Genomic DNA, 25,296 nt, shown 5'->3' on the forward strand with positions numbered 1-25,296 from the left:
GATGGTGAAGATTGGAAGAGGCTAAGAAAATTTACGCTTACTAAACGATAAAAAACATCTTTACCGCCTAAATCAAATAGACTGTTCCGGCAATGGGAAACAAAATGGTGAACGCTCTTACCGAGAAAAGTCAGATAAACTAAAGCCACAAGAATCGAAAACGGCTCGACGCCCTGATTCTTTGAAATACCGCACCTATAGGCAATTGTACGCAGTTGCAAAGCCTTCATTACTCGGAATATCTCAAATTCTTTCCACAATGCCGCTTGTATTTCAGACTGCCATGATTTATTCTCAAGCATAGAAAAAGTCTCCTTGATGTAATTGTTATTGGAAAATCAAGATACCATCTATGTGAGACTTTTTCTATTGTTATCCTAGCTATAACAACAAGTTATCGCACTATATCAAGATGCGAAACTTGAGTATGTAACGGTGAGCATCAGTGAAAATTAAGCATTTTACATTTATTACAGGATTCATATGGCTGTTTCTTGTTTCCCTCTCTTTCTACTGGAACTACCAGCAGCTCAAGCAGGAGAGAGAGCTGACTGCGCTCTCCACAGCTAAAAGCTTTTTCAGCATGGTGGATATGATGCGCGACTGGAACTCTGGACACGTAGTATATGTTGCAGTGAACGACACCACAAAGCCAAACCCCTACATTAAAGACAACCAAAGAGACATCACCGCCGGAGACATGGAGCTGACAATGATGAATCCGGCATACATGACCAGAGAAATATCTGACATTTCATTTGCCAAAGAAGGAGTGAAATTCCACATAACCAGCCTGAACCTCATAAGAAAAGCAAACGGAGCAACTGAGCTGGAAGCGGAAGCTCTCAGAGAATTCGAAAAAGGCGTCCCCGAAAAAGGGATGTTCATCACAGAAGGGACCGACAAAGGCAAATATTTTTATATGGCCCCGCTTGTAACAGCAAAGTCGTGCCTGAAATGTCACATAGAGCAGGGGTACAAAGTCGGAGAGATCAGGGGAGGGATAAGCATCACCATGCCGTTTTCTATGAAAATTCCCTCTACACTTCTCACAGGACATATACTCATCGGGCTGATAGGGCTTGCGGGGCTTGTCACCTCCGGCAGAAAAGTCGAATCCGCATACGAAAAACTGCGCAGACAGGCAATGTTCGACTCGCTGACAGGGATTCCCAACAGGCAGTATTTCAACACATGCTTCGAACAGGAGCTTAGAAGGTGCAAAAGAGAGAAAGAGGACATCTCGGTTATCATGTGCGACATAGACAGCTTTAAAACGTATAACGACAGCTACGGACACATAAAAGGGGATGAGTGCCTTAAAACCGTCGCCCGCTCCATAGAAAACTCACTCAGCAGACCTGCGGATTTCTGTGCGCGTTTCGGCGGGGAAGAGTTCGTCATTATCCTGCCGAACACATCTTCTACAGGCGCAGAACATATGGCTGAAAAGATCAGAAAAACAATAGAAGGGCTTAATCTGGAACATTCCGGTTCGGAACACGGCGGGGTTGTCACAGCCAGCTTCGGGGTTACTACCGCCGAGGCAGGAAATTTTGATGTTGCACCGGAACATATCCTGAAAACAGCCGACACAGCACTTTATAACGCAAAAAAATCAGGTCGAAACCGGGTCAGCTTCACCCGGCACACTCCCGAAAACGTCTGAAGAGTAAATCTATTTTACAATAACAAACTCCCAAAACATATTTCAACCTAAATCGAGCGGATGGATCTCATTGAAGCCTTCCTCGTCAGAAATCGGGAGACGGTTGACTTCAAAGATTACACGAATGGGAACAGTTTGATCGCTGAACGAAAAAATGCTGCTCGTTTCGGTTGTAAAACCGGATTTTTCAGGAAGTTGGACGCACCTCTCCCGTTGCTGGACATGGAGCGGGGCGTTCTGATCAGGTCCAGACGAATTTTGGAGCGCTCAGGCAGCGCTCCCACAGTTCTTTGAAACGCAACGATTCCATGGCGATCGCCGTGACCTTGAGTACGGTTTTGCCAGCATGGGACACCACCTTGGCGGCAACGTCCACCAAGCGACGACGCAAGGTGGTTGGGAAGGACTTGACTGGCACCACCGGCTCACTCACATCTTCCTTGAACGCTTCAAACAGGAAGAAGCCGAGGATCATGGTGTAATAGAAGGCGGCGTTGGGCACGAAGCGCTGGAACAAAAAAACAAGTGTAATGACCACCCCTCTTAGGCCCACTTGACGATAGAGACTTACTTGGTGTTCTTTCAGTGTATTTAATCTTTAACACGGCAAGGTTGTTTTTGGCGTGGCTTGGACGTTCGCTAAAACATGGATTTGTTTCCTGCTGGAAATGGTTCCGTGATTTTGATGGCGGGAAGTTCCCGCTTGTCTCCGGGGTGGCACCGGGGGCGAACCAACTGCTGAAAATCGGAACACGACCGATCAAGGAACACTACCCGTTGGGAGATTGCAAGGCCCCTCCTGGGGCCTTTTCTTATGCGGCTCCATGTCAAGCCCTCCCATTTGCCCTGTCTTCGACTGTTCACAGGCCAGACTTTACCCTCACCATTGCGGCTAATAGAGTGTATTCCTTTTCTTATTCGTGCTCTGCGGCACCAAGTACCGATTCGGTACGGTAGTCGTTTTGGATCGCAATTTTTGTTCGTAGTCGATGCTACCTAAAGCCCCCCGCGATCCGTTGAGGCCGTTGCCGGTGGCAAGCTGAGCTTCCACAGCAGTGCGGCCAGTTTTCGAGCCAACGCGGTAATCGCCTTTTGCGGCACGCCGTGTCGGCTCAAAATTCGGTTGTAAAACTCCCGCGCCCACTCATCCCGTTGCTTCCAGCCCCAGGCCGCTTCCACGAGCAGACTTCGCAAGCGACGTTGTCCGACCGGACGGATAAACGATTTTCCCTTCCCCCCGCCGCTTTGCCGGACTACCGGGGCCAGGCCGAGGTATGCCGTCACCTCCTCGCTGCGGCGGAAGCGTTCGGGTCGGTAGATCTCGGCCGCAAAGGCCGTCGCCACCACCTCGCCGACGCCGGGAACGGACCTCATGGCCGCGATTCGTCGCGCCTCGTCTTGTTCCCTGGCGTGCAGGCGCAGCAGTGCGTCCACCTCGCGCTGAGCCGTTTTGAGATAATGCAACTCGCTGAGAAGACTGTTTTTTGTCGCGTTGGCGCAGTGGGGGAACTCGGTTTTCGTAATCGAGGCGACTGCGGCCTGGCTCCAATGGTCGATGCCGGGCGGTTCCGGAATGCCGAAGCTCAGAAACAGAGCGCGAATTCGTTGTTTGGCCTTGCGAATCGAATCCGTGAGCTGATGACGCCTGCACAGACGATGAGGAAGTCATCGGTCATGAGGTCGAGTTCAAAGGCACTCACGTCACCGGGCTTCACGAAGGCAACAAGGTCATAGCCCTTGCGCTCATTGTTGCCCTCGGTGACGGCCTCACGGGTGACCTTGTCGATGGTCGAGGGAACACGGTAACAGCATCTCTGACCGGGGGCAAAGGTCAGAACAGGAATATACAACTTGGAGGAGGTATGGATCGAAAAACGAAATCGATCTTGCTCATCGCTTTTGGAATCGTGATAGCATTCCCGATCTTTAGCATGACTTACTACACCATGGTGAGGACATCGACGCCTGCTTTTTGTGGCTCATGCCATGAAATCAGTCCTGCCGTAATGGCATGGAAATCGTCAACGCATGTCAATAATGGTCAGGGTTTTGTGGCAGACTGCATGGACTGTCATTTACCTGCACCGCATGACACGTTTGACTTTTTTTACGCCAAAGCAGCTCACGGGCTCAAGGATGTCGTTGCCCACTTTACCGGTGGAGCGGAGACCTATGACCGTCAAGTCATGAAAGAGCACGTCTGGTCGACCATGAAAAACGACCAGTGCATGAAATGCCATCGCAACTTGCTGCACATGCCAGCAAAGCGGGGAGCAATGTTGGCGCATCGCAAAGTACTCTATGCCAACAATGGCGAGGAATATCGATGCACCGACTGTCACAGGGAATTGGTTCACAATGACCGACAGTTCTATGAATACAAGCAGTACAACGCTCCGTATCGAGCCAATGGTCTGCGAACTCTAGGGAAATAGGAGGGTTTGGAATGAGAAGAAGCGTGATTATAACACTGGCTATCGCGATGACCGCCCTTTTCGCGACAGCGGCAGCAGCACAAAACTTCCCGAAGGTTCGGGAATTGCGTATGGATAGGGCCACTCCACCTCAGGGTGTTGCCTGTATCGAATGTCATAAACAGGAAACTCCGGGCATCTTTGCCGATTGGGCTATGAGCCGACACGCCTCGGCAGGTATCACCTGCCTTGACTGCCACCAAGCACAGCCCGGCGATAAAGATATCGCAGTAGACCACGAAAAATATTACTCCAGAGGCGACATGCCCATGGGCGAGAAACAGTATTTCGTCCCCATTGCCTCTCCCGTCACCCCGAAAGATTGCTCCCGTTGCCATCCTGACGAGGCCAAGCAGTATTCCAAGAGCAAGCACGCCAACACGATTGAAGTCATGTGGAAGATTGACCCGTGGCTGAATCAGGGCATGAATTCCGACAACGAACGGAAAACCGGTTGCTACTACTGTCACGGTACGGTGCTCAAGATGAAAGACGGTAAGCTGGACCCGGCCACCTGGCCCAATGTCGGCGTCGGCCGAGTGAATCTGGACGGCTCCCTCGGTAGCTGTACCAGTTGTCATACCCGTCACCGTTTCTCAGTGATGGAAGCACGCAAGCCCGAGACCTGCGGCCAGTGCCACCTGGGCCCGGATCATCCGCAAATAGAGATATTCAACGAATCCAAGCATGGCGACATCTATCAGGCCTTCAAGCACGAGTACAACTTCGATTCCGCTCCCGGAGCATGGACTCCCGGTGTGGACTATCGCGCTCCTACCTGTGCATCCTGTCATATGTCCGGTTCCGGCAAACAGCCGACCACCCATGATGTGACCGAACGTCTCTCTTGGGAACTCCAGGCTCCCCTGACTGTTCGCCCGCAGGACTTCAAGCCGTTCCCGTCCGGCACGGATTGGAAAGTCGAGCGCGACAAGATGAAGGACATCTGCAAGCAGTGCCACGGTACCGCCTGGATTGAAGATCATTACACCCAGACCGACAAGGCTGTGGAAGAGTATAACGAGAACTACTTCAAGCCCGCCAAGAAGATGCTTGACGACCTGTACGCTAAGGGCTTGCTCGACAAGTCCAAGTTCTTCGACGAACACCTTGAAGTCGAATACTATGAACTGTGGCACCACGAAGGCCGTCGTGCAAGAATGGGATCTGCCATGATGGCCCCGGACTACGCATGGTGGCATGGGTTTTATGAGTGTAAGCACCGCTACAACAAGTTCATGGAAGAAGCGCGGCACCTCATTGAGACCAACACCAAGGCCTACAAGTACCCAGACTTCCCGAACACTGGTGGAGATACCACCAAGCCTGTGGAAGTTTTTGGCAAGCAGTAAGCCACCTAACTGTTACCAATATCAAGAGGGAGGGGGCTTAAGCCCCTCCCTCTTTTTTATATTCAGCACTTGAACCGATGATTTATTCCTTTAACGCCACTAACCGATTCCTATTGATGAGGTCATGTTTAGTAGATACGATGAGAGTGTTTTTGCTTGAGTTTAGAGACGCTACACTCTCACATTTTCAAACAGCACGGAAACCTATGCTTACCTATACCTTGATTGGCGTGTTGGCCTTTATAGCGGGCCTTGTTTTTGGAAGATATCTTTTGCCCTTTCCCCTATGGGATAGAGGGGGTTCCCTCGCCCGACGAAATCGCAAGCAACCAGCCAACTTGAATCGCTTCAATTTTGACAAACAAAAAAAATACGAAAAAGAAGGCCGAAAATTTCCATTTTCATATTAATGAACTGTCGCCTGCCAAAAGGGAAGCATTCGACATCCACTCAGCAACGATTGATTTTTTTATGGAAGACTAGCTGGCTACAAGTGTTATTAATTGACCCAGGTCAAAGACAACTCCGACCAATGAAGCTAAGCTATGCCCCAACAGACTTAATAACTCAGTGTGATAACGATTAGGATAGTATCGTATCTTTCCTACTCTATTGAAATTTTCAAGCGATAACCCTTAACGCGAGGAGACATGTATGTTCTGCTACCAATGTCAAGAAACGGCTAAAAACGCAGGTTGTACAATCAAAGGAATGTGCGGAAAGCCGGAGGAAACGGCCAATCTTCAAGATCTTCTGATTTTTGTCCTTAGAGGTATCGCCGTATATGGAGAAAAACTTAAGGAATTGGGACACCCGGACCGGACAAATGACGATTTCGTACTCCAAGGATTATTTACAACCATCACCAACGCAAATTGGGATGATGTCCGTTTCGAAGGCATGATTGAAGAAGCCCTGAATCGCCGTGACGCGCTCAAAGCGAAATTCATGGATGCTTACAAGGCAAAAAATGGCAAAGAATATACAGACTCTCTGCCCGAAGCTGCGACCTGGAGTGGCTCCGTCTCTTCCTTTGCGGCAAAGGCCCAGGCGGTCGGTATCCAGGCCACGGAAGACGAAGATGTGCGCTCCTTGCGAGAGTTCTTGATCATCGGCCTCAAGGGCGTGGCAGCTTATGCCGAACATGCCGCTGTACTTGGCTTCCGCAAGCCGGAAATCGATGACTTCATGCTTGAAGCACTGGCATCTACGACCAAAGATCTGTCTGTGGATGAGATGGTCGGCTTGGTTATGAAGGCTGGAGAAACCGCAGTCACAACGATGGCTCTGCTAGATGAGGCCAACACCACCACATACGGAAATCCGGAAATCACCGAAGTCAACATCGGTGTGGGTAACAAACCCGGCATCCTTATCAGCGGCCATGACCTCAAGGACATGGAAGAGCTGCTCAAGCAGACTGCGGGAACGGGCATCGACGTCTATACGCACGGCGAGATGCTCCCTGCCAACTACTATCCGGCCTTCAAGAAGTATGACCACTTCGTAGGCAACTATGGTGGTTCATGGTGGCATCAGAACACGGAATTCGAGGACTTCAATGGCCCAATCCTTCTGACCACCAACTGTCTCGTGCCGCTCAAGAAAAGCAACACCTACCTCGACCGTCTCTATACAACGGGTGTCGTGGGATACGAAGGAGCCAAGCATATTGCCGAGCGCCCTCAAGGCGGAGCCAAGGACTTTTCGGGGATCATCGCTCAGGCAAAGCAATGTTCGCCTCCTACGGAACTTGAAAAGGGCACCATAGTCGGCGGCTTCGCACACCATCAGGTAACCGCGTTGGCCGACAAGGTAGTTGATGCCGTCAAGTCGGGCGCGATCAAGCGGTTCGTGGTCATGGCAGGTTGTGATGGACGCCAAAAGTCTCGCGAGTACTACACGGAAGTCGCAGAAAACCTTCCCAAAGACACGGTTATCCTGACCGCCGGATGTGCCAAGTTCCGCTATAACAAGCTGGACCTCGGTGACATCGGCGGCATCCCGCGCGTCCTGGATGCAGGTCAGTGCAATGACTCCTATTCCCTCGCTGTCATTGCACTCAAGCTCAAGGAGATATTTGAACTGGAAGACATCAATGATCTCCCGGTGTCCTACGACATCGCCTGGTACGAACAAAAGGCCGTTGCGGTACTTCTCGCTCTGCTCTTCCTGGGCGTCAAAGGCATCCGTCTTGGACCGACTCTGCCTGGATTTCTGTCTCCCAATGTCGCCAAGGTCGTCATAGAGAAATTTGACCTCAAGCCCATTGGGGCCGTTCAGGAAGACATCGCTGCCATGATGGCTGGCAAATAACATCAATAGCCCAGTGCCCGCCGGATTGCAGTTCGGCGGGCACTGCTTTTCCCTGACTTTCAAGTTGGCATGCACGATTCACCAAAATCCGCATGCGTCGATAAAAGAGCGACAATGAAAAAACAGTGTGATCCTTTAATGCTGACAGATGAAGACATCCTCGATGCCATGCAAGCCATGCAGGGCTATGTGGACATTACACCGGGGACGTTCAAAGAAATTTATTCGATATCGTATGATTTGGCTTTGAAAAGAATCAGATCATTGGGAAAAGCGGAAGAGATCATGACCGCGCCCGTTCATTGCCTGAACAAAGAAATGAGCCTCACAGAGGCGGCTTCTTTCATGGCCGAACACGGCATAAGTGGCGCTCCGGTTGTCGATGGCAAAGGGATCGTCTGCGGGGTCATTTCTGAGAAAGACTTTCTCCGCAAAATGGGACTACCAACAACCGCAGGCATCATGTCCGTCGTTGGAGAATGTCTGACAGTCAACAAGTGCTTGGTTTCCGGTCTGCGAGAACATTACGTCCATGAAATAATGAGCCAGCCTCCCATATCCGCACGGGAGGAAACAACGCTGGCTGAAATCTCACAACTGTTCACGAACCATTCAATAAATCGAATCCCCATCTGCGATATGGATGGATATCCCCTCGGGATCGTCACAAGAAGCGACCTCGTTAGTTCATTCTGTCAAACGGTGTAATAGATGAATATTTTTGAAAAAATGAAAGGACATACACAGAGCCCTCCCAGAGTCGGAAGCTCAGAGGTAGTCTGGTCGTGGATAGGCGCTTTTCTCGGCATTGCGCTTGTGGGGTCTTTCCAATCACTGGTCGTCGATCCCATCGACCGCAACTTGCTCATCGGCTCTTTCGGAGCCACGGCAGTCCTCGTCTACGGAGCGATACGCAGCCCGTTGGCGCAGCCTCGAAACGTCCTCGGCGGGCATGTCCTCTCGGCGGTAGTCGGTGTGCTGTCATTTCAGATAGCGGGGGACATCACCTGGCTGGCGGCGGCCCTGGCCGTATCCACCGCCATCGCCTTGATGCACATAACCAAGACGCTGCACCCTCCTGGTGGTGCGACCGCGCTCATAGCCGTGATCGGCGGCGATTCGATCCACAACCTGGGATATTTTTATGCGCTGATACCGGTTGGTCTCGGAGCGATTCTTCTCCTCGCAGTCGCATTAGTGGTCAACAATATGGCCGGTAAGCGGCGTTATCCCGAGTTCTGGCTTTAAATTGGCTAGCTTCAAAGCGAATACGCTTCAACCAATCACACCATAAAGGGGGATAAAATGAGTTTCAAACTGACAGAGAGCGTTACCTGGGTCGGTAAGATTGATTGGGAATTACAAAAATTCCATGGAGAGGAGTACTCAACGTTCAAAGGCTCTTCTTACAATTCATACCTCGTCCGAGATGAGAAAACAGTTCTGATCGACACGGTCTATGGCCCCTTTGGAAAGGAATTCGTCGCCAATCTGGAAAGAGAAATCGATTTGGACAAGATCGACTACATCGTCATAAACCACTGCGAGGTGGATCATAGCGGGGGGCTACCGGAACTCATGCGCCGCATAGCGGACGTACCGATTTACTGTTCAGCCCAAGCGGTAAAAATACTGAAAGGATACTACCACTCCGACTGGAATTTCCAGGTGGTCAAAACGGGAGACACCCTCTCCCTGGGAGAGAAAACCCTATCCTTCATTTCAGCCCCGATGCTCCATTGGCCGGACTCCATGTTCACCTATATGGACAAGGATAACGTTCTATTCAGCAACGATGCTTTTGGTCATCACCTCGCATCCGATCTGATGTACAACGATTTGGTCGATCAGGAAGAACTCATGAACGAATGCATAAAATATTATGCAAACATCCTCACGCCGTTCAGCAAGTTAGTGACAAAAAAGATCAATGAAGTGGTCGGGCTGGGATTGCCCGTTGACTTCATCTTCCCCAGCCATGGCATCATGTGGCGCGATAATCCTCTTCAGATCGTGCAGAAATATCTGGAGTGGGCAGACGATTATCAGGAAGATCAAATCACCATCATCTATGACACGATGTGGAACAGCACGCGGGACATGGCTGAAGCGATCGCTTCAGGCATCCGCCAGGCAAACAAAGACGTCGTCATCAAGATTCTCCATGTCGGGCAGCGCGACAAGAATGATATTCTTACGGAGATATTCCGCTCCAAAATGGTGGTAGCAGGTTGTTCGACCATCAACAAAGGCATTCTCTCCCATATGGCGGGCATGCTCGAAATGATCCACGGCCTTGCCTTCAAGAACAAGAAAGGAGCAGCCTTCGGCTCCTACGGCTGGTCGGGAGAGAGTGTCAAAATGATTTCTGACAGTCTTGAAAAAGCAGGAATAGAAGTGGTCGCGGAAGGTTTAAAGGCACTGTGGAAACCCGACGATGCAGGTCGTCAGGAATGCGAAGCATACGGTCGGCAACTCGCTGAATATTTATAGCCTTAATAAGGAGATAACATGAGTAAGACCAAGAAAGTCGGCGTAGCTTTTGGAGTTGAGGGATCGATTCAATATGCCGATGACTCCGTCGTCAGCCAGACTCTGTTCAACAAAGACACCGGAACAATCACCCTCTTCGCCTTTGACGAAGGCCAGGGACTAAGCGAACACACTGCTCCGTTTGATGCTGTTGTCCACATCCTGGACGGACAGGCCCAGATCACCATCGGCGGAGAGTCTCATGCCGTAAGCAAAGGCGAAATAATCATCATGCCTGCCAACATTCCTCATGCACTTCATGCCGAGATAAAGTTTAAGATGCTCCTGACTATGATTCGAGGAGAATAAACCAAAACAGTTTAGAATCAAATCGCAACCGCGATCCCTACAGAATTGAAAGCGCCAATGAGTATACAAAAGGGGCTTAGAGGTGGTTCCGGTTGTTCGGACAGATCAGCGGCAGCATTAAGAGGTGGTAGCGGATTTTTGGACAGGTCATTAAGGTGGAGTCCAACGACGAGGAGGACTTCAGACAATGTCCAAGAGAAGACGCTTTTCAGCAGAGTTCAAGGCCAAGGTTGCGCTTGATGCATTATCGGGCGAAATGACGCTTTCGAAGATGCCGAGCATGGTGTAGCAGCTCGCAGCCGGGACTTTGGTCTGTGTTGCGAAGGACTCAATTTCGAACATTTGAAAATGGAAAATGCAGAAGAACAAGATAGCGAGGGGAACACCGACCTTCTTGACCATCTGCATAATTGGACCTGCCGGGAGGGTAGGCAACTTTTCGAGTGAATAGTTCCGCATATCCAGAGGATCAAAAGAATCACATGCGGGAGCGAGAGTTTTATCTAGCGGGGCATTCATATTTTTACTCCTTCCATCATCGGTGGTCGGGACCTTTCGGTCCCGAACCGTATCTTTTACACAATATTGTGTAAATGGAGGTGGTTTATACCATTCCGATGACGCTTTTTGCTGCTTTGAGGTAGTTCCTGTTCTCAAGGTGACCGATTTCCAAAGCTTCGATAGCCTTGGTCATGCCTTCGTAATCTTCGCTTTCGCAACATGCGGTCTCAAGGACGGCTCCGTTGAATTCAATGATTCCGTATTCACAAATGATATCATTCACAGAGAAGCCAAAACGCTTCTTGAAAACAGAAACTGCCGCGAGGCCGGGGTGCTCTTCCACAATGGCGATAAAGTCATCGAGAGTGTATTCCTCTTTGACCAGATTCACTTCGGCCTTCATGTTTTCGAGGATGGTTGCAACTTCCTGCTTCCCTACAGGGAACTGGAACTTGCCACGAGGCTGGAATATCTCGTAGCCATTCTCGGTTTCACCAACTTTCGTTTTGATATCCAGCAAGCCATCGCGGACCTTGACGTTGGCCTCATTGGTGGCAGTGGAGAGAAAGTAGGTCTCGCGGCTTTCGCGCACCTTGAAGAGCTTAGCTTGAGCCTTCCACATGGATTTTTTGACAATGTCGAGGACGCCCTGCCCAAAGACACGGTATTCAGCTCTGGGGATAATTTTTGAAGCTTCTTCCGCTGAAGTGGCGGCGTTTGCATCGTAAACGTTTTTCATTGAATTCTCCTGAAAGATGGGTGGTTACCAGGTTGTATAGGGATTGTTGACGAGGTTGGAATTGAAGTAGCGAGGATCGCCGGTTACTTCTTCGCCGACCCAGGAGGGTTTTTCGAAGGCCTGGTCCTCACTCGACAATTCTATTTCGGCGACCACGAGGCCGTTGTTCACACCGAAGAATTCATCGACTTCCCAAATAAAACCGCCAAACTCGATCTTGTAACGGGCCTTTTCAATGATTGGCTTTTCGGCCAGATCGTCGAGCATCTCGGTGCATTCTGCATGCGGAATCTCATATTCGTACTCCACCCGGGTCGCTCCGGTAGTGATGCCCTTGATGGTCAGGAACCCCTTGTCATCAATGGTGCGGACACGAACAGTGCGTTCCTTGGCGCTGTTCAGATATCCTTGACGGTAGTGAGTACCGTCTGCCAGGCCGCGCCAGTCATCACCGACGAGCAGGAATTTGCGTTCAATTTCTTTAGCCATGTGTTCTCCAGTTATGTTTCAAAGGATAGGTTGAGATTTTGCCAACATTGATCTTGTCTTAATGCAGTGCTGATGATAAAAACAAATGATAATGAAACATAATCAGTATAATTAATAGTTATGAATGAAGCATCGTTGAAAGTATTTATGGCGGTTTGTGACACCGGCAGTTTTACCAAGGCCGCCGGTGAGTTGTTCATCACCCAACCGGCGGTGAGCCGCCATGTCCAAGCATTGGAGCATCATTATGGGGTGGACTTGTTCGAACGCCGAGGGCGAAGCATCGAGTTGACGCCCAACGGCGAAATTCTCCGGAATAAGGCTAGAGAACTGTTCTCCCTGTATGCCGACGTGGAGTCGTTATTCGAGGACCTCATCAATCTCAGACGCGGGAAGATTGCTATCGCCGCCTCGGCGACCATCGCTACATACCTGTTACCCCCGGCTATCGCATCATTCCGCCAACAATTCCCTGGTGTTATCATCGAGTTGCTTTCGGGGAATACCCACGAGGTCAAAAAGATGGTCGGCAACGGTGATGCGGATATCGGGTTCGGCGGCGGCGCGGGTGTGGAAAGCCGAGGACTTGTTCGGGCCATGGTGCACAAGGAGCAGTTGGTCATTGTGACCCGAACCGATAGCGACATCTGTAAAAAAGAAGTTGTAACCCCGGAGGATATGCAGGACCACCAGTTCATCTGGCGTGAGAAAGGCACCCAAATCCGACTCTATGTGCGTGAGCTATTCAAAAACACGCCTATACAGTCCCCGAGCGTAGTGGCTCACCGCGTGGCCACGGCTAAACGCTTTGCCCAAGTTGAAGGATATCTGACCGCTTTGCCCTACTCTGCGGTGAAACGAGAAGTTGAGGACGGTAGACTCGCCATTCTGAACGTCAAGGATTTCAACGTTGCCATTGGATTCAACGCCTTCGTCAGCGCCAGTCGCCGCCAGGGAGTTGCTAGCCAAGCATTTCTACAACATCTCCTCAACTGTGGAGTCTTCACTCACTCCAGTGCCTTGAAAAAACTTCTCAAAGTGAGCAAGTAAAGGACAAACTCAGAAAAATTAGCCTAGTAGGAGGGGCGGTTGAGATCCAAACCTTATCAGACTGAAGAGAGTTTTTTTATCATGTGCTGACCAGGGATGAAATCATCACTTGTGCGGCTCGGTTCTGCGGGCCGCCGAGGCTTACGATCCAATCATCATGGACCTTTTACACGAAGAGATTTTGTCTGGGCCGGTCCTGACCCTGGATGAGACCACAGTGCAGGTGTTGAAAAAACCTGGCCGAAAGTACTCGCCCTCGCGTTCCGGCAAGATTACCGAGGAGTTGATGCGTGACTTTTCTGGCTACCTGCAAACCGATGGGTACGCGGGGTACAATGCCCTTGGGGAGCGGAAGGGCATTATCGATGTGGGCTGTATGGCGCACGTGCGGAGCAAGGTCATGGACGTGCTCAAGGCCGGGACAAAGAAACGCGGCACGGCTCAGGAGGTGGTTGATCTCATTGCCAAATTCTATGGCCTGAAAAAACAGGCCCGGCAAGCGCGCTTTGATGCGGATCGCATCCTGGCCATGCGTCAGGACCAGTCCCGCCAGATCAGGGACACCATCAAGGCCTTGCTTTTGGAACGGGGACAGACCACGCCGCGCAAGACTTACCCGGGCGCGCCCTCTCTTACGCCTTGGGGCAGTGGGAGCGGGTTGAAGCATATCTAGAAGACGAAATCTTGCTGCCGGATAACAATTTGGCCGAGAACGCCATCCGCCCCTCTGCAATCGTTCGGAAGAACTGGCTTTTCGCTGGCTCGCCCAGAGGCGCTGCGGCCAGCGCGGCCTTGTACAGCCAGGTCGAGACTGCGAAGGCAAATGAGCTGGAACCGTTGCGGTATCTGTATTCCCTTTTTGAAAGACTACCAGGCATGAAGTCCGATGACGAGAGAAGAAGCTTGTTGCCGCAGTATCTTGCCGCTGAGAAGTTAGCGTGACAACAGGATGTGGAGGCTTGGAAGAGGTCAAAAAAATGCGCTTACGTTCAACCGGCTGCACGGGGAAAGAGTGGCGGCGTTGAAGAAGATGAGTCGGTAAGAATACTATGCTTACTTACCGAAATACTTTTCAGCCAACTTTTTGACCGTGCCGTTTCGAATGAATTTTTCTAATGCTGCATTCAGTTCGTTCATTTTGACAAGCAGCGGAGACTTCTTAGATACCGCAAAATAGAGTTTGGTCGTTTTGCCAGGGTCATATTCCGCTTCAACGATTGCTGATGATAGCTCCAATCTTTTGAGATCGTAGAGGACTTGGCAGTCTGTACCCACAAACGCATCCCAGCGCCCAGCTAGTACCATCCGGATTAAGTGCTCTTCTGAATGTCCAAGCATTTTTTGCAAGGTGTTGTCCTCGTCGAACTTTGGAAAATAAACGGAGTTGCGGGATACGCCAATTCTTAGAGGTGTTAGATCGACGTATTTTCTTATGCGTATTTGATTACGTTTGAGAACGTAGAATTTTGGGGAACAGGAAAAGTAGGACGAGTCTGTGTAAACAAGATATTTTTTCCGGCTATCGTTTATTGCGATTCCGGTAGTCATATCGGACTCGCCTGCTTCAAGTTCATCCAACACGCGGGGCCATGGCCTTTGTTGCCATTTGAAGATCAGCCCCGTTTCATTCCCTATCAAAGAAAGCAGTTCGACGTCGAACCCCGAAAGATTACCTTTGTCATCAAGAAGTCGAAAGGGCGGCCATATCTCTGTCGAAACCATATAAGTTGTTTCTTGGGCAGACGCTACAGATAGAGGGATAATAAGGCCAACAAGTAGGGCCCAATAGCAGTAAGTGGCTAGTCTTTTCACTACTCCTCCATACAACGAGTTTTCAAGAGTAAACAATATTAGTTGATTATGGTTGATGGTTCAATATTTTTTTCATATGCAGGGCTATGGCGACACGGTGTAGACTCTACTGTTTCTGAACGAGGAAGAGCGTGCGACCTGCCCAGTAAAGTATACGGAGCAGGGCAGGAACGTGGCAATGATCACCGAGTCCGGCAGTTACTCCTTGGTCCTGCGCTCCAGGAAACCGGAGGCGCGGCGGTTCAAGAAGGGGGTGACGGCGTTGAAGAAGATGGGTCATTAACCCCCATTAAACCTTATTGGTACTTTGATCCTTACCCCGCCCCGTTGATAAGCTCTTTGGCTTTTCACCGGGGTCAGCCTAGGCTGCCACCAAACTTGTACATGGAGTGCAAGCTCAAACGTAAGGAACGGGTCCAATGAAAAATATTACCACCACCGGCATTGATCTGGCAAAAAATGTTTTCCAACTCCACGGAGTAAGTACCGCTGGAAAAGTCGTCATTGCTGTCCGGTTGCCGTTAGTATCCGTGGATTTACGCATGCACGTTGGCTTTTCAAGCTAAGGCCGGTCCATGGACATATTTGACAGCTCTTCGGAAAAGATAATGTCCAAAATCGCCTCTGTTTATGGTATGCAGACAACTGTTAACCTGCTGCATAAAAATGATATTTCGAACATGGCTCATGCTGACAAGATCTTTCATCAAATGCTATCCCTGATTCCCCGGTATGAATTCGATGTCTTGGCCCGGGAACACAGTACCGGTAGATGTTCCCGGACATTCTCTCGATGAAATCAGTTCACTTGTCTGCTCTTTATTCACCTGACTGGCCCTCGAAGCATGCGCGACGGCACCCGCAGCTTGGGAGCCAAGATCGGGCGACTGTACCATTTGGGCCTGTGCTCCGTGGCCCGTTCGACCTTTGCCGACGCCCATTCTAAGCGCCCGGCCGAATTCTTCCAGGCGCTCTTCGGCAAAATGTATCAGCGATGCCCGACCGTGCCCCCGGGCCACAAGTTCCGGTTCAAGGCCAAACTCTTCAGCTTCGACACCTCGGTTGTCAAACTCTGTCAGTCCGCCTTTCCCTGGGCCGACTTCAGCGCCAAGTGGGGCGGATGAAACTTCATGTTGTTCTCGACCATGATGGCTATTTGCCTGCTTTCGTACGAGTCACCAAGGCCCGGCTGCACGATTCCAAGATGGCCAAGATGCTCAAGCTGCCCAGGGGCTCCATCGCCGTGTTCGACAAGGCCTACATCAACTACTCCCGGTTCCGAACGCTGGGCGCCTCCGGCCTGTTCTTCGTCACCAGACTCAAGACCAACACCGTGTACCAGGTGCTCAAGAGATGCCCTGTCAGGAAAGGCACGGGTGTGACCTCGGCCCACGTGATCAGCGTCGCCATCCGGGGTGACGAGCTTCGACTCCACCGCATCGGATACCGAGACCCTGAAACCGGAAAGTTCTACGAGGTCCTGAAACCGATAAGGAAGGACGTATGACAAAGGGCAACAAAAGACGGAAGCATTCGGACAAGTTCAAGGCCAAGGTCGTACTTGAGGCGATACGTGGCGTGAAGACGCTGGCGCAATTGGCTGCTGAGTACAAAGTGCACCCAAACCAGATTTCTACGTGGAAAAGACAGCTCCTTGAAAATGCCGAAGGTATCTTCTCCGACGACAAAAAAGCCAAGAGCCTGGAAGAGGTCACCGCTCCGCTGTTTGAAGAGATCGGCCGGCTCAAGATGGATATCAAGTGGCTTGAAAAAAAGTTGTAAGCCTGCCGATTGAGGTGCGCCGTCAGTGGATCAAACCGAATCGGGAGTATTCCATCCGGCGGCAGTGCAAGTTGGCAGGCCTTTCCCGTTCGGGGTTTTACTACAAACCTGCGGCCGAGTCCGATGAGAACCTGGCCTGATGCGTCTCATCGACGAGCAGTATCTGCTTCAGCCGGATTACGGCTCGCCGCGCATGACGGATTGGCTGAAGACACAAGGGCATCAGATCAACCACAAGCGAGTCGAGCGACTGATGCAGTTGATGGGCTTGCAAGCGATTACTCCAGGGCCGCATACGAGTGTCCCCAACCCGGAGCATCCCGTGTTTCCTTATCTGCTGAAAGGAGTTGCCATTGAGCGAAAGAATCAAGTCTGGAGCGCTGACATCACCCACATCCCCATGCAGCGCGGCTTTCTGTATCTGGTGGCAGTGATTGACTGGTGGAGCCGATTCGTATTGGCTTGGGAACTATCGAATTCCATGGACAGTTCGTTTTGCGTGGACGTGCTGAGCAAGGCGTTGTGCATCTCCACGCCAGAGGTGATCAATACGGACCAAGGAGCGCAATTCACGAGCCGTGAATTTACCGGCCTTTTGCAGAGCAAGGGCATTGCAATCAGCATGGACGGCAAAGGTCGCGCAATCGACAACGTATTCATCGAGCGGCTGTGGTGGATGGTGAAATACGAGGATGTCTATCCCAAGGCGTATTCTGATGGAATCGAGCTATACCATGGGCTGACGCGCTATTTTCGGTACTACAACGAGAAGCGCGGTCACTCGTCGTTGGACAAAAGAACTCCCGTTGCCGTATACAGGGGCAACTTGGATGTTCATTGACTTGGCTCGCAGCCGTTGCTCCGTTCCGCCCTCGGCCCTTCGGGCCGCCCCTACGGGGACGGGCTACGCTCCACAACTGTTGCGGCGAACCACCTCCACGGAGGCACAAACTCGGACGTCGGACTCCACATTAAAATAGCCGATCAGTGGTCCAAAGGATGGGAGGAGGCGCAACTACCATGGAACAAACCAGTTCCGGCGAGAACAAACCGCCTATTACATGCAATCCCAGGCTGCCTGAGTCATATGGACGGTCTCTTGAATTATTTCGGATAAGCTCATTTCCATCTCCTTGTGTTGCTTGAGAAGGCTCGTTTCCGCTCCTTATCTCCAATGCAACCCTACATGCCCATGCGTCATTCCCACCCCCGGCAAAGCCTGGGGCTTGGTTTCTGTGAATCGCTCAAAGCGGCTTATTCTTTGATTAGATAGGGAACTTTAATTGGTCCAATCGCTTATCAGTTTCTTCTTGGTTTCGAATATACTTCCGAATCACTTGATCATCTCTTCCTACGGTTGAGACAAAACAACCACGTGCCCAAAAGTTTTGCCCCACAAATTCTCGTGCTCGATCTTGGACTTCACGCGTTATACGGATGGTGCTCTTGCCCTTTATAAAACCAACCACTTGCGCAACCGAATATTTCGGTGGAATCGCGATCAGCATGTGGACATGGTCACGGCATAAATGCCCTTCTAGTATTTCGCTTTCACGTTGATGCGCTAGTTCATGGGACACTTCACCGAATAACATGCGCAGCTTACCAAACAGCACTTTGTCTCGATACTTGGGAATCCAAACCACATAATACTTGCAGTCCCATCTTGTGTGACATAGGCTTGATTTACACTTCATTTAAGCCTTTCCTGTGCTCACACTTTGAGCAGCTCACCAGGAGAGGCTTTTATTTACTCCCGTAAAAGTCAAATTTTGGCGGTTGCGGAGAAGTCTGAAAAAGGCCTTGAAGAACGGACTAGCAGAGATGCTTTCCCATTCTATCTATGCACGAAAAGGCCCCCAGATGGGGGCCAAAAATCGAGATATGCCTCGCTCTCGGATGGTGCTCCCTAGCAGATGTTGTTTCCGCTTATGAGCCCGTTGGTTCAGCCGCCCCGAGCCACGCGGGGAGCCTGGGCGGAACATCCGCCACTATCAAATCACGGAGCAGGTCGGGTCGCGTGTCCGGCGACGCGGCTCGTATGCCGCTCCGATGTGATCATGAGGTCGGCCGTTATATACGGTCACGAGCCTCAATCCGTTGTCGCACGGCACTGTCACAGCCGTGTACCCCATCAAATGATGCCGGGTGGCGCCCAACCGTCCCGGACTTTTCTCGCCCATGGCAACACATGCCAAGGCGGTAGGTGCAACGATGTTGCGTTCTTGCATACGGGTGTAAGCATGCTTCGTAACAATCACATTGATAGCGCCTCCTTCGGTCTACCGACCAGTCAATCCATTTCCCTGAACATACTACCTGCTGACTGCTGATCGCCACTTTTGGGCCGGGAAAAATGGCCTGTGAGGAAGGAAATTGAAGGAAAAAAGAACGAAAAAGAAGGGCAAGGATCCAAAAAGGATACTCGCCCCCCTTCACTCGGTTTCTACTTCCCCTAGTCATCGGGGGATGCGGGGGGGGAAACATGGTATGGCTACACCTCCGCCCTTGTGATGCTTCCCTCGTCGGTCATCAGGTACCGCTGCCCGTAGTGTCCGACGATCACGTCGCCGGGCCCGTGCGAACAGTCGACCAGCTCCGGCCGCTTGACCTTCTTCTTCCCGACCAGCTCGTATCCCCAGACCGTCTTCCGAACCTTTCCGCCGTTTCCGCCGTCGACCATAGCCGTCTTCACGTGCTTCCTGAACCGCTAAACCTCGGCCAGTTCCTTGACATGCAAAACCATAATTCTTGCCATACTTTTCTCCTTGGCCGCGTTTTTCTTTATTCGCCGCCAAGGAGGCCGTTCTGGCCAAAAAGGACCGGTGGATGCCAAAAAAAGGAGAAAAAGATAAAAAAAAGAAACGCCCCCCTTCTCCGGGTGCGGTTCCGGGCGGGGGAAACACTTGTAGCGTAGCGGAACGTGTTACTGTGCCGCCGACAGGCGGTACAGAAATGGGAATGGATAAAATGTCGGAGCTATGCGGAGTCGGGCTTGACGAAGAAGACACGGTGGTACCCTTCTGCATAAAGGCGGTTGAGGTCGGACTGGATGCCTGGGGCCAAGAGCGACCCCGGAAGGACGAAGCCAAGGACGATGGCCTCCGCCTCGCCGGGCCAGATACCTGTCCAACGTGCAAACCTGGGGTCATGGCCGGGGCAATCGCATTGGCACCGCTGAAGGCCGCACACCGAACAACGTTCGACCTCGCATCCATGGCGGTGCGGTGTGCAAGGCTCGACGCCGCACGACGGGCATTGTGACAGGCCTGGGAGGTGACTTAATTTCTTACCCACACGCATACCCCTTCTGCGTTTTCGCCGAGAGGAATCCTGTCCCAGTCGCGCACATGTATTTGGACGACAACGGCAGTAGGCCAAAGATAGGATATTCCGCCTGAATCGACCATTTTTGTCAGCAAATGAAGAAAATCGGCGACTCCGCCAATTCGCACGATTTCGATCCTGTCTGCCGGAACACTGGTAATAGATTCTCCGCCGCAAAGTTCGCCAAACTTGCGGCTGTCAACCATCAACGCACCGTACGACACGAGGGAAACAGGACCATTTGATTTCGCGCAATGGAAAAGCGCCGTCATTAGCCCGTGGCGTGTCGGATTGCAGACAAGATCACCTATCAGCTCGTATTTGCAAACGTCCGTGATGTCGCCCATTGACCCTCCTTTTTTCAAGTCCAATGCGCATTGTGCTCACACCACAAAAATCGGTCAACACATCTCCGTCACTCGCCTTTTTACCTCCAAGCTAGATACGCCGCGGCGGCATCGGCGGCATGTTCCATCCTGCATTTTGCATTCGGCCACGACGCTGATGGCCACAGGCTTCTGGCGGCCGACATCATCTCGTCCTTTTAACCTTTTCCGGCCCCGAGAAATGCGATCATACCATCCCTTGCCCTTATCGTGTGGGGCGTCAGCCCAGCCCCGACACACGTCCTGATCACAGCTCCAGTCGCAAGGCGAATCGCCTGAACAGCGTTCATGTTTTTGCCCCTTCCAAGGGCATTTCGGCGACGACTTCCGTCGGAGAGAATCGGCTAATAAGGAAGATGAGTTCAGACGACAACTCCCGGGCGCTGCTTCAAGGACGCCGTACTTGGCCGCACCATTCGGCGGCTTTGTCTGCACGGTTCCGCAATCGACGATCTGACCGTCCACGTCGAACACACACCATCCGAGATTTTTCAGGGCAACATCCAGGACCAAAACCGCCCTTTCTTCTACTTGTTTCAACTATCATTTTCATCCAGCGCCTCCTGGAGTTCATCCACGTTTCCTTTGCCTTTCCGGGGGCAACAAGCTCCCGGCTCTTGATCCTGCGTCTGCAAGCTTTTTTATTTTTTCATTTCCTTTTTATTTCCCTTTCCCGATCCTTTCGCCGCCACCGAAGGGGCGGTGGTCCTTTGCCTTTGCCGCCCAGGGACTCGGCGACGGCGGTCAGAAAAGCGAAGCCTGGCGCGGCCTCAAGGCTTCGTGTCCCCGGCGGCCGGGAGTGGTCTTGTCGTCCTGGGCTATACGCTCGTACTCGGCTGGGCCAGTCTTAATTCCGCCGAGCGGGATGACGTGGTCTTGGAACCCGTCGACAGCCGATTTGAGTCCGCCATCGATCGGCGGCACTGTTGGAGATGGGCGCATCGGGCACAGATTGCGTTGTTCGCTTTGCAGATCGCTGAGACAAAACAGCCGGGGCCGCCGCCGCGCCGCACCCCCATCCTAAAACAGTGGTTCCCCCTTTGGGGGAACTGGATCGACGATCTCGAAGTGATCTTGGATTTTTTTGATGGCTGGGGAAATGGAATGGTGGGCCATTCGATTTTTTCGAGTATGTGGTCTGGCTTCCGTTCTGACGGGATCTTCGGATTGTTCATAGGGACAGGTTCACGAGGGCAACAGAAAAGGCCGTGGCGGCCTGTTTTTTGAACGATTCGGCGGTATGGCTGATCTATTCAGAACGGCGCATCGCCACTTCTTCCTTTCATCAGCCATCTTGAAATCAAAACGGACGCTCTTCGTACGTAATTATTCTGAAAACTAAACACGAAATTTGTATGATTCCACGAATCCAAAGGCTGACAATGGTTTCCGGCGATTATTTTTTGGGAAATATCACCGCCATTTCGCGCTTGTTTTTTGGAAAATATCACCGATTTTTTTGGAAAATATCACCATTGCGCCGATAAGTGATATATAAATACAAGTCTACACTTTGACTTTTAGGTGTTTACATAGATATTTTTTTAGTTATGGATGCGACAAGATCAATCAAGAAGGAGATTCCAAGATGGTTAAAGACAAGATGAACAGGGTCGCACCGGTGATCAAGCAGCTCCGGGAACTGTCAGACCGCCCCCAAAGCCCGGTTGCCTCCGGCGACATCATGCACTTGCGGTATGAAACGACCCGAATGACGTACGAGGTGTCGAGTACAAGTCCGCTCCCCAGGCAGTGTGACGTCAAAATCTATTACTACTGCCTCGGTGTCAGGCAGCAGCAAGAGTCTGACGGCGGCGACAGAAACCGTGTCTCCATGTCTATACTCGATATTTTGCGTGGATGCGGCATGTCGAAGTCGCGGCAGAACTACGACAACGTTGTCGAAGCGTTGCGGCGATACAACGATTTGAGAATGCGTCTCAAGTACAAAGACCTTTCCGGGATCGCAGAGGACTGGTTCGGCTTGTTTGACGCAAGGATCCGCGACCGAAACGTGGAGTTGATCTTTTCCGACTTTTACATCGAGGCGCTTGAAGCCGATGATGCAAATGTCCACTTCCTTGCCTTGGAACACATAGCCGGACTGACGGGACTCGCAATCCAGCTTTACTCGATGATGCAGACGCACCTGTTTGATAAGAAAAACAAAGTTAGAACGTACGGGGAAAAGGCGAGATTGATCACCCGCAAGTTGTTCGGGGAAAATCGCGGACGTGAAATCCCTGTCAGCTCCGCTTTGACACACTACGTCAAGCCTGCGCTCGAGCGTATAGAGAGGCAAACTGGCTGGAGAATAAGCGTCAAGAATGACGGACGCGGCGAAGATTGCGTGTGGACATTCTCGACGGCTGAAGTTCCTAACTCTTTCCGCGTTGCAGGTCTTACAACGGAAGAAGAAGCCAAGCTCCGCGGCAACGAGGATCAGGCAGTCGAGACAACTGCCACGCAACCAGCTTCAACCGAACTACCCGACACTGTAATCCGTGCAATCCCAGAAAAATACCGCGCTGACAAAAAGCTCCGCGAGGTGCTGAACGACCTGTTGACAAGGACGGAAGAGCGAAACGTCATCGTCTTGTGTGAGTCTATAAACACAAGGAAAGTCAAGAATTTTGCGGCAGTTGTAATGGGTATGCACAATGCCGGCACCCTCCTGGAACAGGCAAAAAAGGTCGGTACGAACAGGCGCATCAAGACGTTCGACGAGACACTCGTTAAGCGCCTTGATGCCGCAGCTTACGTGATGGATTGCGGCGAGGACTTCTTCGTAGAGACGTGCAAGGCCAGAGGGGTAACGCCGGAGCAGGTCAGGGAATACGTCGCCAAAAAACAGGCGAACGACGAAGGGTAGCACACAAGAAAGCCCCCTTTCGAGGGCTTCTTCTTTCTTCATTTTCCTTCCATTTTCACCAGCCACCATCCCACCAAGTATATCAGTCGTCCCAGGACGATCCGCAGCCGAAATCGTCATCAAAGGACGAGCACCCGATGCCATCGTCAAACGACGAGCATCCGCAGATATCGTCATCAATCCCAATCGACGACGTGCCGCAAAAATCGTCGTCGATAGAGGAACTCGGCCAGTCGTCGTCGAACGCCGAGGTCGACGAAGACATAAAATCATCGTCAGACGACAAAAAATCAGACAAAGAGTCGTAGTGGATATTGCACGGAAGGTGGCTGTAAATCGGCGAATAGTAAACGTCGTCATTATTAAGCAAATCAGCGTCATCATCGCTGAACAGATCGTCGTCAGACCTGATTCCGATCTCATCGCCAAACATCGACTGCCATCCGTCCCCACCATCATCCTCACCGGCCGCCCAGTTCGTCGTCATGCCGCCACCGTTGCTGACAAGTGCCCCGAACACCACAATCGCCCCGATAATCGCAATCACGATTTCCATTTCGTTCCCCTTTTTTCTGTTTTCCTCTCCCCCTCACAATCGCTCTATTTCCGCCAGGAGCCCAGAGATTTCTCCATTTTCTTGTGTTATAACCCACTCTTTTTATTCTTCTTCTTCTTTTACAGGCAACGTTCTTCACGTGTTTCGCCTTCGGCGCTGTCAGTTTTGTGCAACTTTTCTGACAGGCGACGAATATTGGGGCATGAGCGACAAAAATATCAGATTTCACAGCGCGGAAGAGGCCCTGACATATCTCGTTGCGGTTCGCGATCTCGAGGGGTCGTGCGGTTCCGTGTCCGGCCGTGCGGCGGCCGACGGCGAACTCGGGTTGGCACCAGACGGAGATTGTTTCGGGCCGGATGCGACCGACAAGATCGCCGCTCGTATCGATCTCGAGCGGACTGTTGTCCAGGATCTCGACTGGCGGTATCGCCGCGTCCTTGCCCTGTTCATCGGAGCTGATTGTGTACGGACGTATCCAGAACGGGAAGACGGCACAAGGAGACCAGGCGCCCATGCGGAGGTCATGAAATGGGCGCGTTGTACGCCCCGACACGCACACTGGCTGATCGACAAAATGCTGTCACACGTCGATCGGAGCTTGTGGCGAATGGGGTATCTCTACGCTAACCCTGACGCGACCGTAGAGCCAGGTATCAGCCGTAAAACAGACGACGACGGTTTTGTCCGTGCTACGAGAAACAGCGACACAATTTCTGACAACGAGCGACTGGTTGCCCTCGACAGATCATCAGAGCTGATGTCGTGCCCGTACGAGTTCGCCGCCGCCTACTACACGGCGGCCGAACTGGCAGAATTTGCAGACGTCGAGGATGAATAAGTTGGCATGAAGGGAAAGACCCTTCCTGCCAACTTATTTAATCCTTTATTTATATAGTTCCTGTTTACTTCCCCCGGGAAACCGCATCCTGCGTTTTTCGCGAAACACGCTCGAAAACGCTAAAACGCATCATTTTAATCAAAAACGACCGTTTTTGCTGTTTTGAACGTTTTTAAACTGTTTCCCCCCACTCCCCCCGAAGACGGGGGAAGTTGATAAGAGTGAAGGGGGGCAAATATCCTTTTTTCCTTTATTTCCTTGTAGTTCCTTTCTTGTGCAACAATCTCGA

The 25,296-nt window shown here is 51.4% G+C and carries 27 protein-coding genes and 3 pseudogenes; 18 read left to right on the forward strand and 12 right to left on the reverse strand.

From position 1 onward, the window contains the following. Positions 1-302 (reverse strand): hypothetical protein (locus J0909_RS09480; protein ID WP_207262352.1); only part of this gene is annotated, 302 nt, incomplete at its 3' end. Between the two features lie 143 nt (positions 303-445). On the opposite strand from J0909_RS09480, the gene J0909_RS09485 reads away from it, so the two are divergent. Continuing rightward, entirely contained in the window at positions 446-1,669 is a 1,224-nt protein-coding gene (locus J0909_RS09485; protein ID WP_207262355.1) for a diguanylate cyclase, read from the forward strand. A 241-nt stretch (positions 1,670-1,910) separates the two neighbouring features. On the opposite strand, the gene J0909_RS09490 is transcribed toward J0909_RS09485, so the two are convergent. Continuing rightward, the gene (locus J0909_RS09490; protein ID WP_207262357.1) at positions 1,911-2,207 is read right to left on the reverse strand and encodes a hypothetical protein; all 297 of its coding nucleotides are present in this window, start codon (positions 2,205-2,207) and stop codon (positions 1,911-1,913) included. A gap of 458 nt (positions 2,208-2,665) precedes the next feature. Further along, entirely contained in the window at positions 2,666-3,103 is a 438-nt protein-coding gene (locus J0909_RS09495) for a transposase (protein WP_207262359.1), read from the reverse strand. 428 nt (positions 3,104-3,531) lie between these two features. Between J0909_RS09495 and J0909_RS09500 the strand changes: the two genes are divergently transcribed. The 7 genes from J0909_RS09500 (at position 3,532) to J0909_RS09530 (ending at position 10,652) form a co-directional block, all read left to right on the forward strand. Continuing rightward, entirely contained in the window at positions 3,532-4,104 is a 573-nt protein-coding gene (locus J0909_RS09500; RefSeq protein ID WP_207262361.1) for a NapC/NirT family cytochrome c, read from the forward strand. 308 nt (positions 4,105-4,412) lie between these two features. Beyond that, positions 4,413-5,495, forward strand: coding sequence for a multiheme c-type cytochrome (locus J0909_RS09505; RefSeq protein WP_353616756.1), 1,083 nt, complete (start codon positions 4,413-4,415; stop codon positions 5,493-5,495). A gap of 654 nt (positions 5,496-6,149) precedes the next feature. Further along, positions 6,150-7,811: a hydroxylamine reductase gene (gene hcp, locus J0909_RS09510; protein WP_207262365.1), complete on the forward strand. Its 1,662-nt coding sequence runs from the start codon at positions 6,150-6,152 to the stop codon at positions 7,809-7,811. A 114-nt stretch (positions 7,812-7,925) separates the two neighbouring features. Beyond that, complete coding sequence (locus tag J0909_RS09515; protein WP_207262367.1) at positions 7,926-8,519, forward strand: CBS domain-containing protein; 594 nt, start codon at positions 7,926-7,928, stop codon at positions 8,517-8,519. A gap of 3 nt (positions 8,520-8,522) precedes the next feature. Then, positions 8,523-9,059 (forward strand): HPP family protein, encoded by a 537-nt coding sequence (locus tag J0909_RS09520; RefSeq protein ID WP_207262370.1) that lies wholly within the window; start codon positions 8,523-8,525, stop codon positions 9,057-9,059. A 57-nt stretch (positions 9,060-9,116) separates the two neighbouring features. Then, positions 9,117-10,304: an anaerobic nitric oxide reductase flavorubredoxin gene (locus tag J0909_RS09525; RefSeq protein WP_207262372.1), complete on the forward strand. Its 1,188-nt coding sequence runs from the start codon at positions 9,117-9,119 to the stop codon at positions 10,302-10,304. Between the two features lie 18 nt (positions 10,305-10,322). After that, positions 10,323-10,652 carry a cupin domain-containing protein gene (locus J0909_RS09530; RefSeq protein WP_207262374.1) on the forward strand — a complete coding sequence of 110 codons (330 nt, stop codon included), beginning with the start codon at positions 10,323-10,325 and terminating at the stop codon, positions 10,650-10,652. A 180-nt stretch (positions 10,653-10,832) separates the two neighbouring features. On the opposite strand, the gene J0909_RS09535 is transcribed toward J0909_RS09530, so the two are convergent. The 3 genes from J0909_RS09535 to J0909_RS09545 form a co-directional block, all read right to left on the reverse strand. Continuing rightward, a complete protein-coding gene (locus J0909_RS09535) occupies positions 10,833-11,171 on the reverse strand; it encodes a hypothetical protein (RefSeq protein WP_207262376.1) in 339 nt (112 codons plus the stop codon). Between the two features lie 85 nt (positions 11,172-11,256). Next, complete coding sequence (locus J0909_RS09540) at positions 11,257-11,892, reverse strand: hypothetical protein (RefSeq protein WP_207262378.1); 636 nt, start codon at positions 11,890-11,892, stop codon at positions 11,257-11,259. Between the two features lie 24 nt (positions 11,893-11,916). Continuing rightward, entirely contained in the window at positions 11,917-12,381 is a 465-nt protein-coding gene (locus J0909_RS09545) for a CYTH domain-containing protein (RefSeq protein ID WP_207262380.1), read from the reverse strand. A 120-nt stretch (positions 12,382-12,501) separates the two neighbouring features. Between J0909_RS09545 and J0909_RS09550 the strand changes: the two genes are divergently transcribed. The 3 genes and pseudogenes from J0909_RS09550 (at position 12,502) to J0909_RS18655 (ending at position 14,373) form a co-directional block, all read left to right on the forward strand. Then, complete coding sequence (locus J0909_RS09550; RefSeq protein ID WP_207262382.1) at positions 12,502-13,431, forward strand: LysR family transcriptional regulator; 930 nt, start codon at positions 12,502-12,504, stop codon at positions 13,429-13,431. Positions 13,432-13,717: 286 nt separating this feature from the next. Continuing rightward, positions 13,718-14,151, forward strand: a pseudogene (locus tag J0909_RS18650) (IS66 family transposase); the annotation flags it as partial. Positions 14,152-14,223: 72 nt separating this feature from the next. Next, positions 14,224-14,373: a transposase domain-containing protein gene (locus J0909_RS18655; protein ID WP_502757441.1), complete on the forward strand. Its 150-nt coding sequence runs from the start codon at positions 14,224-14,226 to the stop codon at positions 14,371-14,373. A 111-nt stretch (positions 14,374-14,484) separates the two neighbouring features. Here J0909_RS18655 and J0909_RS09565 read toward each other — a convergent pair whose 3' ends face one another. Then, entirely contained in the window at positions 14,485-15,243 is a 759-nt protein-coding gene (locus J0909_RS09565; RefSeq protein ID WP_207262386.1) for a substrate-binding periplasmic protein, read from the reverse strand. A 115-nt stretch (positions 15,244-15,358) separates the two neighbouring features. Here J0909_RS09565 and J0909_RS09570 point away from each other — a divergent pair, with 115 nt between their 5' ends. The 5 genes and pseudogenes from J0909_RS09570 (at position 15,359) to J0909_RS09595 (ending at position 17,866) form a co-directional block, all read left to right on the forward strand. Beyond that, entirely contained in the window at positions 15,359-15,526 is a 168-nt protein-coding gene (locus J0909_RS09570) for a BRO family protein (RefSeq protein ID WP_286181948.1), read from the forward strand. Between the two features lie 136 nt (positions 15,527-15,662). After that, positions 15,663-15,809 (forward strand): hypothetical protein, encoded by a 147-nt coding sequence (locus J0909_RS09575; protein WP_207262672.1) that lies wholly within the window; start codon positions 15,663-15,665, stop codon positions 15,807-15,809. Positions 15,810-15,923: 114 nt separating this feature from the next. Beyond that, positions 15,924-16,367: pseudogene (locus J0909_RS09585) on the forward strand (DUF4372 domain-containing protein). Positions 16,368-16,399: 32 nt separating this feature from the next. Further along, positions 16,400-16,750 carry a transposase gene (locus tag J0909_RS09590; protein ID WP_286181931.1) on the forward strand — a complete coding sequence of 117 codons (351 nt, stop codon included), beginning with the start codon at positions 16,400-16,402 and terminating at the stop codon, positions 16,748-16,750. After that, positions 16,747-17,866: pseudogene (locus J0909_RS09595) on the forward strand (IS3 family transposase). Before J0909_RS09590 ends, J0909_RS09595 begins: the two are co-directional and overlap by 4 nt. Before the next feature lie 424 nt (positions 17,867-18,290). Here the strand turns inward: J0909_RS09595 and tnpA are convergent. The 4 genes from tnpA to J0909_RS09615 form a co-directional block, all read right to left on the reverse strand. Continuing rightward, positions 18,291-18,722 (reverse strand): IS200/IS605 family transposase, encoded by a 432-nt coding sequence (gene tnpA / locus J0909_RS09600; RefSeq protein ID WP_207262389.1) that lies wholly within the window; start codon positions 18,720-18,722, stop codon positions 18,291-18,293. A 297-nt stretch (positions 18,723-19,019) separates the two neighbouring features. Further along, complete coding sequence (locus J0909_RS18550) at positions 19,020-19,286, reverse strand: DUF4258 domain-containing protein (RefSeq protein WP_207262390.1); 267 nt, start codon at positions 19,284-19,286, stop codon at positions 19,020-19,022. A gap of 233 nt (positions 19,287-19,519) precedes the next feature. Then, positions 19,520-19,708, reverse strand: a complete 189-nt coding sequence (locus tag J0909_RS09610; RefSeq protein ID WP_207262391.1) for a hypothetical protein — start codon at positions 19,706-19,708, stop codon at positions 19,520-19,522. 598 nt (positions 19,709-20,306) lie between these two features. Beyond that, a complete protein-coding gene (locus tag J0909_RS09615; protein ID WP_207262392.1) occupies positions 20,307-20,699 on the reverse strand; it encodes a hypothetical protein in 393 nt (130 codons plus the stop codon). A gap of 1,627 nt (positions 20,700-22,326) precedes the next feature. Here J0909_RS09615 and J0909_RS09620 point away from each other — a divergent pair. Continuing rightward, positions 22,327-23,610, forward strand: a complete 1,284-nt coding sequence (locus J0909_RS09620) for a hypothetical protein (protein ID WP_207262394.1) — start codon at positions 22,327-22,329, stop codon at positions 23,608-23,610. A gap of 82 nt (positions 23,611-23,692) precedes the next feature. Here the strand turns inward: J0909_RS09620 and J0909_RS09625 are convergent, their stop codons facing one another. Continuing rightward, positions 23,693-24,166: a hypothetical protein gene (locus J0909_RS09625; RefSeq protein ID WP_207262396.1), complete on the reverse strand. Its 474-nt coding sequence runs from the start codon at positions 24,164-24,166 to the stop codon at positions 23,693-23,695. A gap of 202 nt (positions 24,167-24,368) precedes the next feature. Here J0909_RS09625 and J0909_RS09630 point away from each other — a divergent pair, with 202 nt between their 5' ends. Further along, entirely contained in the window at positions 24,369-25,007 is a 639-nt protein-coding gene (locus tag J0909_RS09630; RefSeq protein WP_207262398.1) for a hypothetical protein, read from the forward strand. Positions 25,008-25,296 lie beyond the last annotated feature (289 nt).

Origin of the sequence: Desulfovibrio sp. Huiquan2017 (assembly GCF_017351175.1) — a bacterium.
GTDB lineage: Bacteria > Desulfobacterota > Desulfovibrionia > Desulfovibrionales > Desulfovibrionaceae > Pseudodesulfovibrio.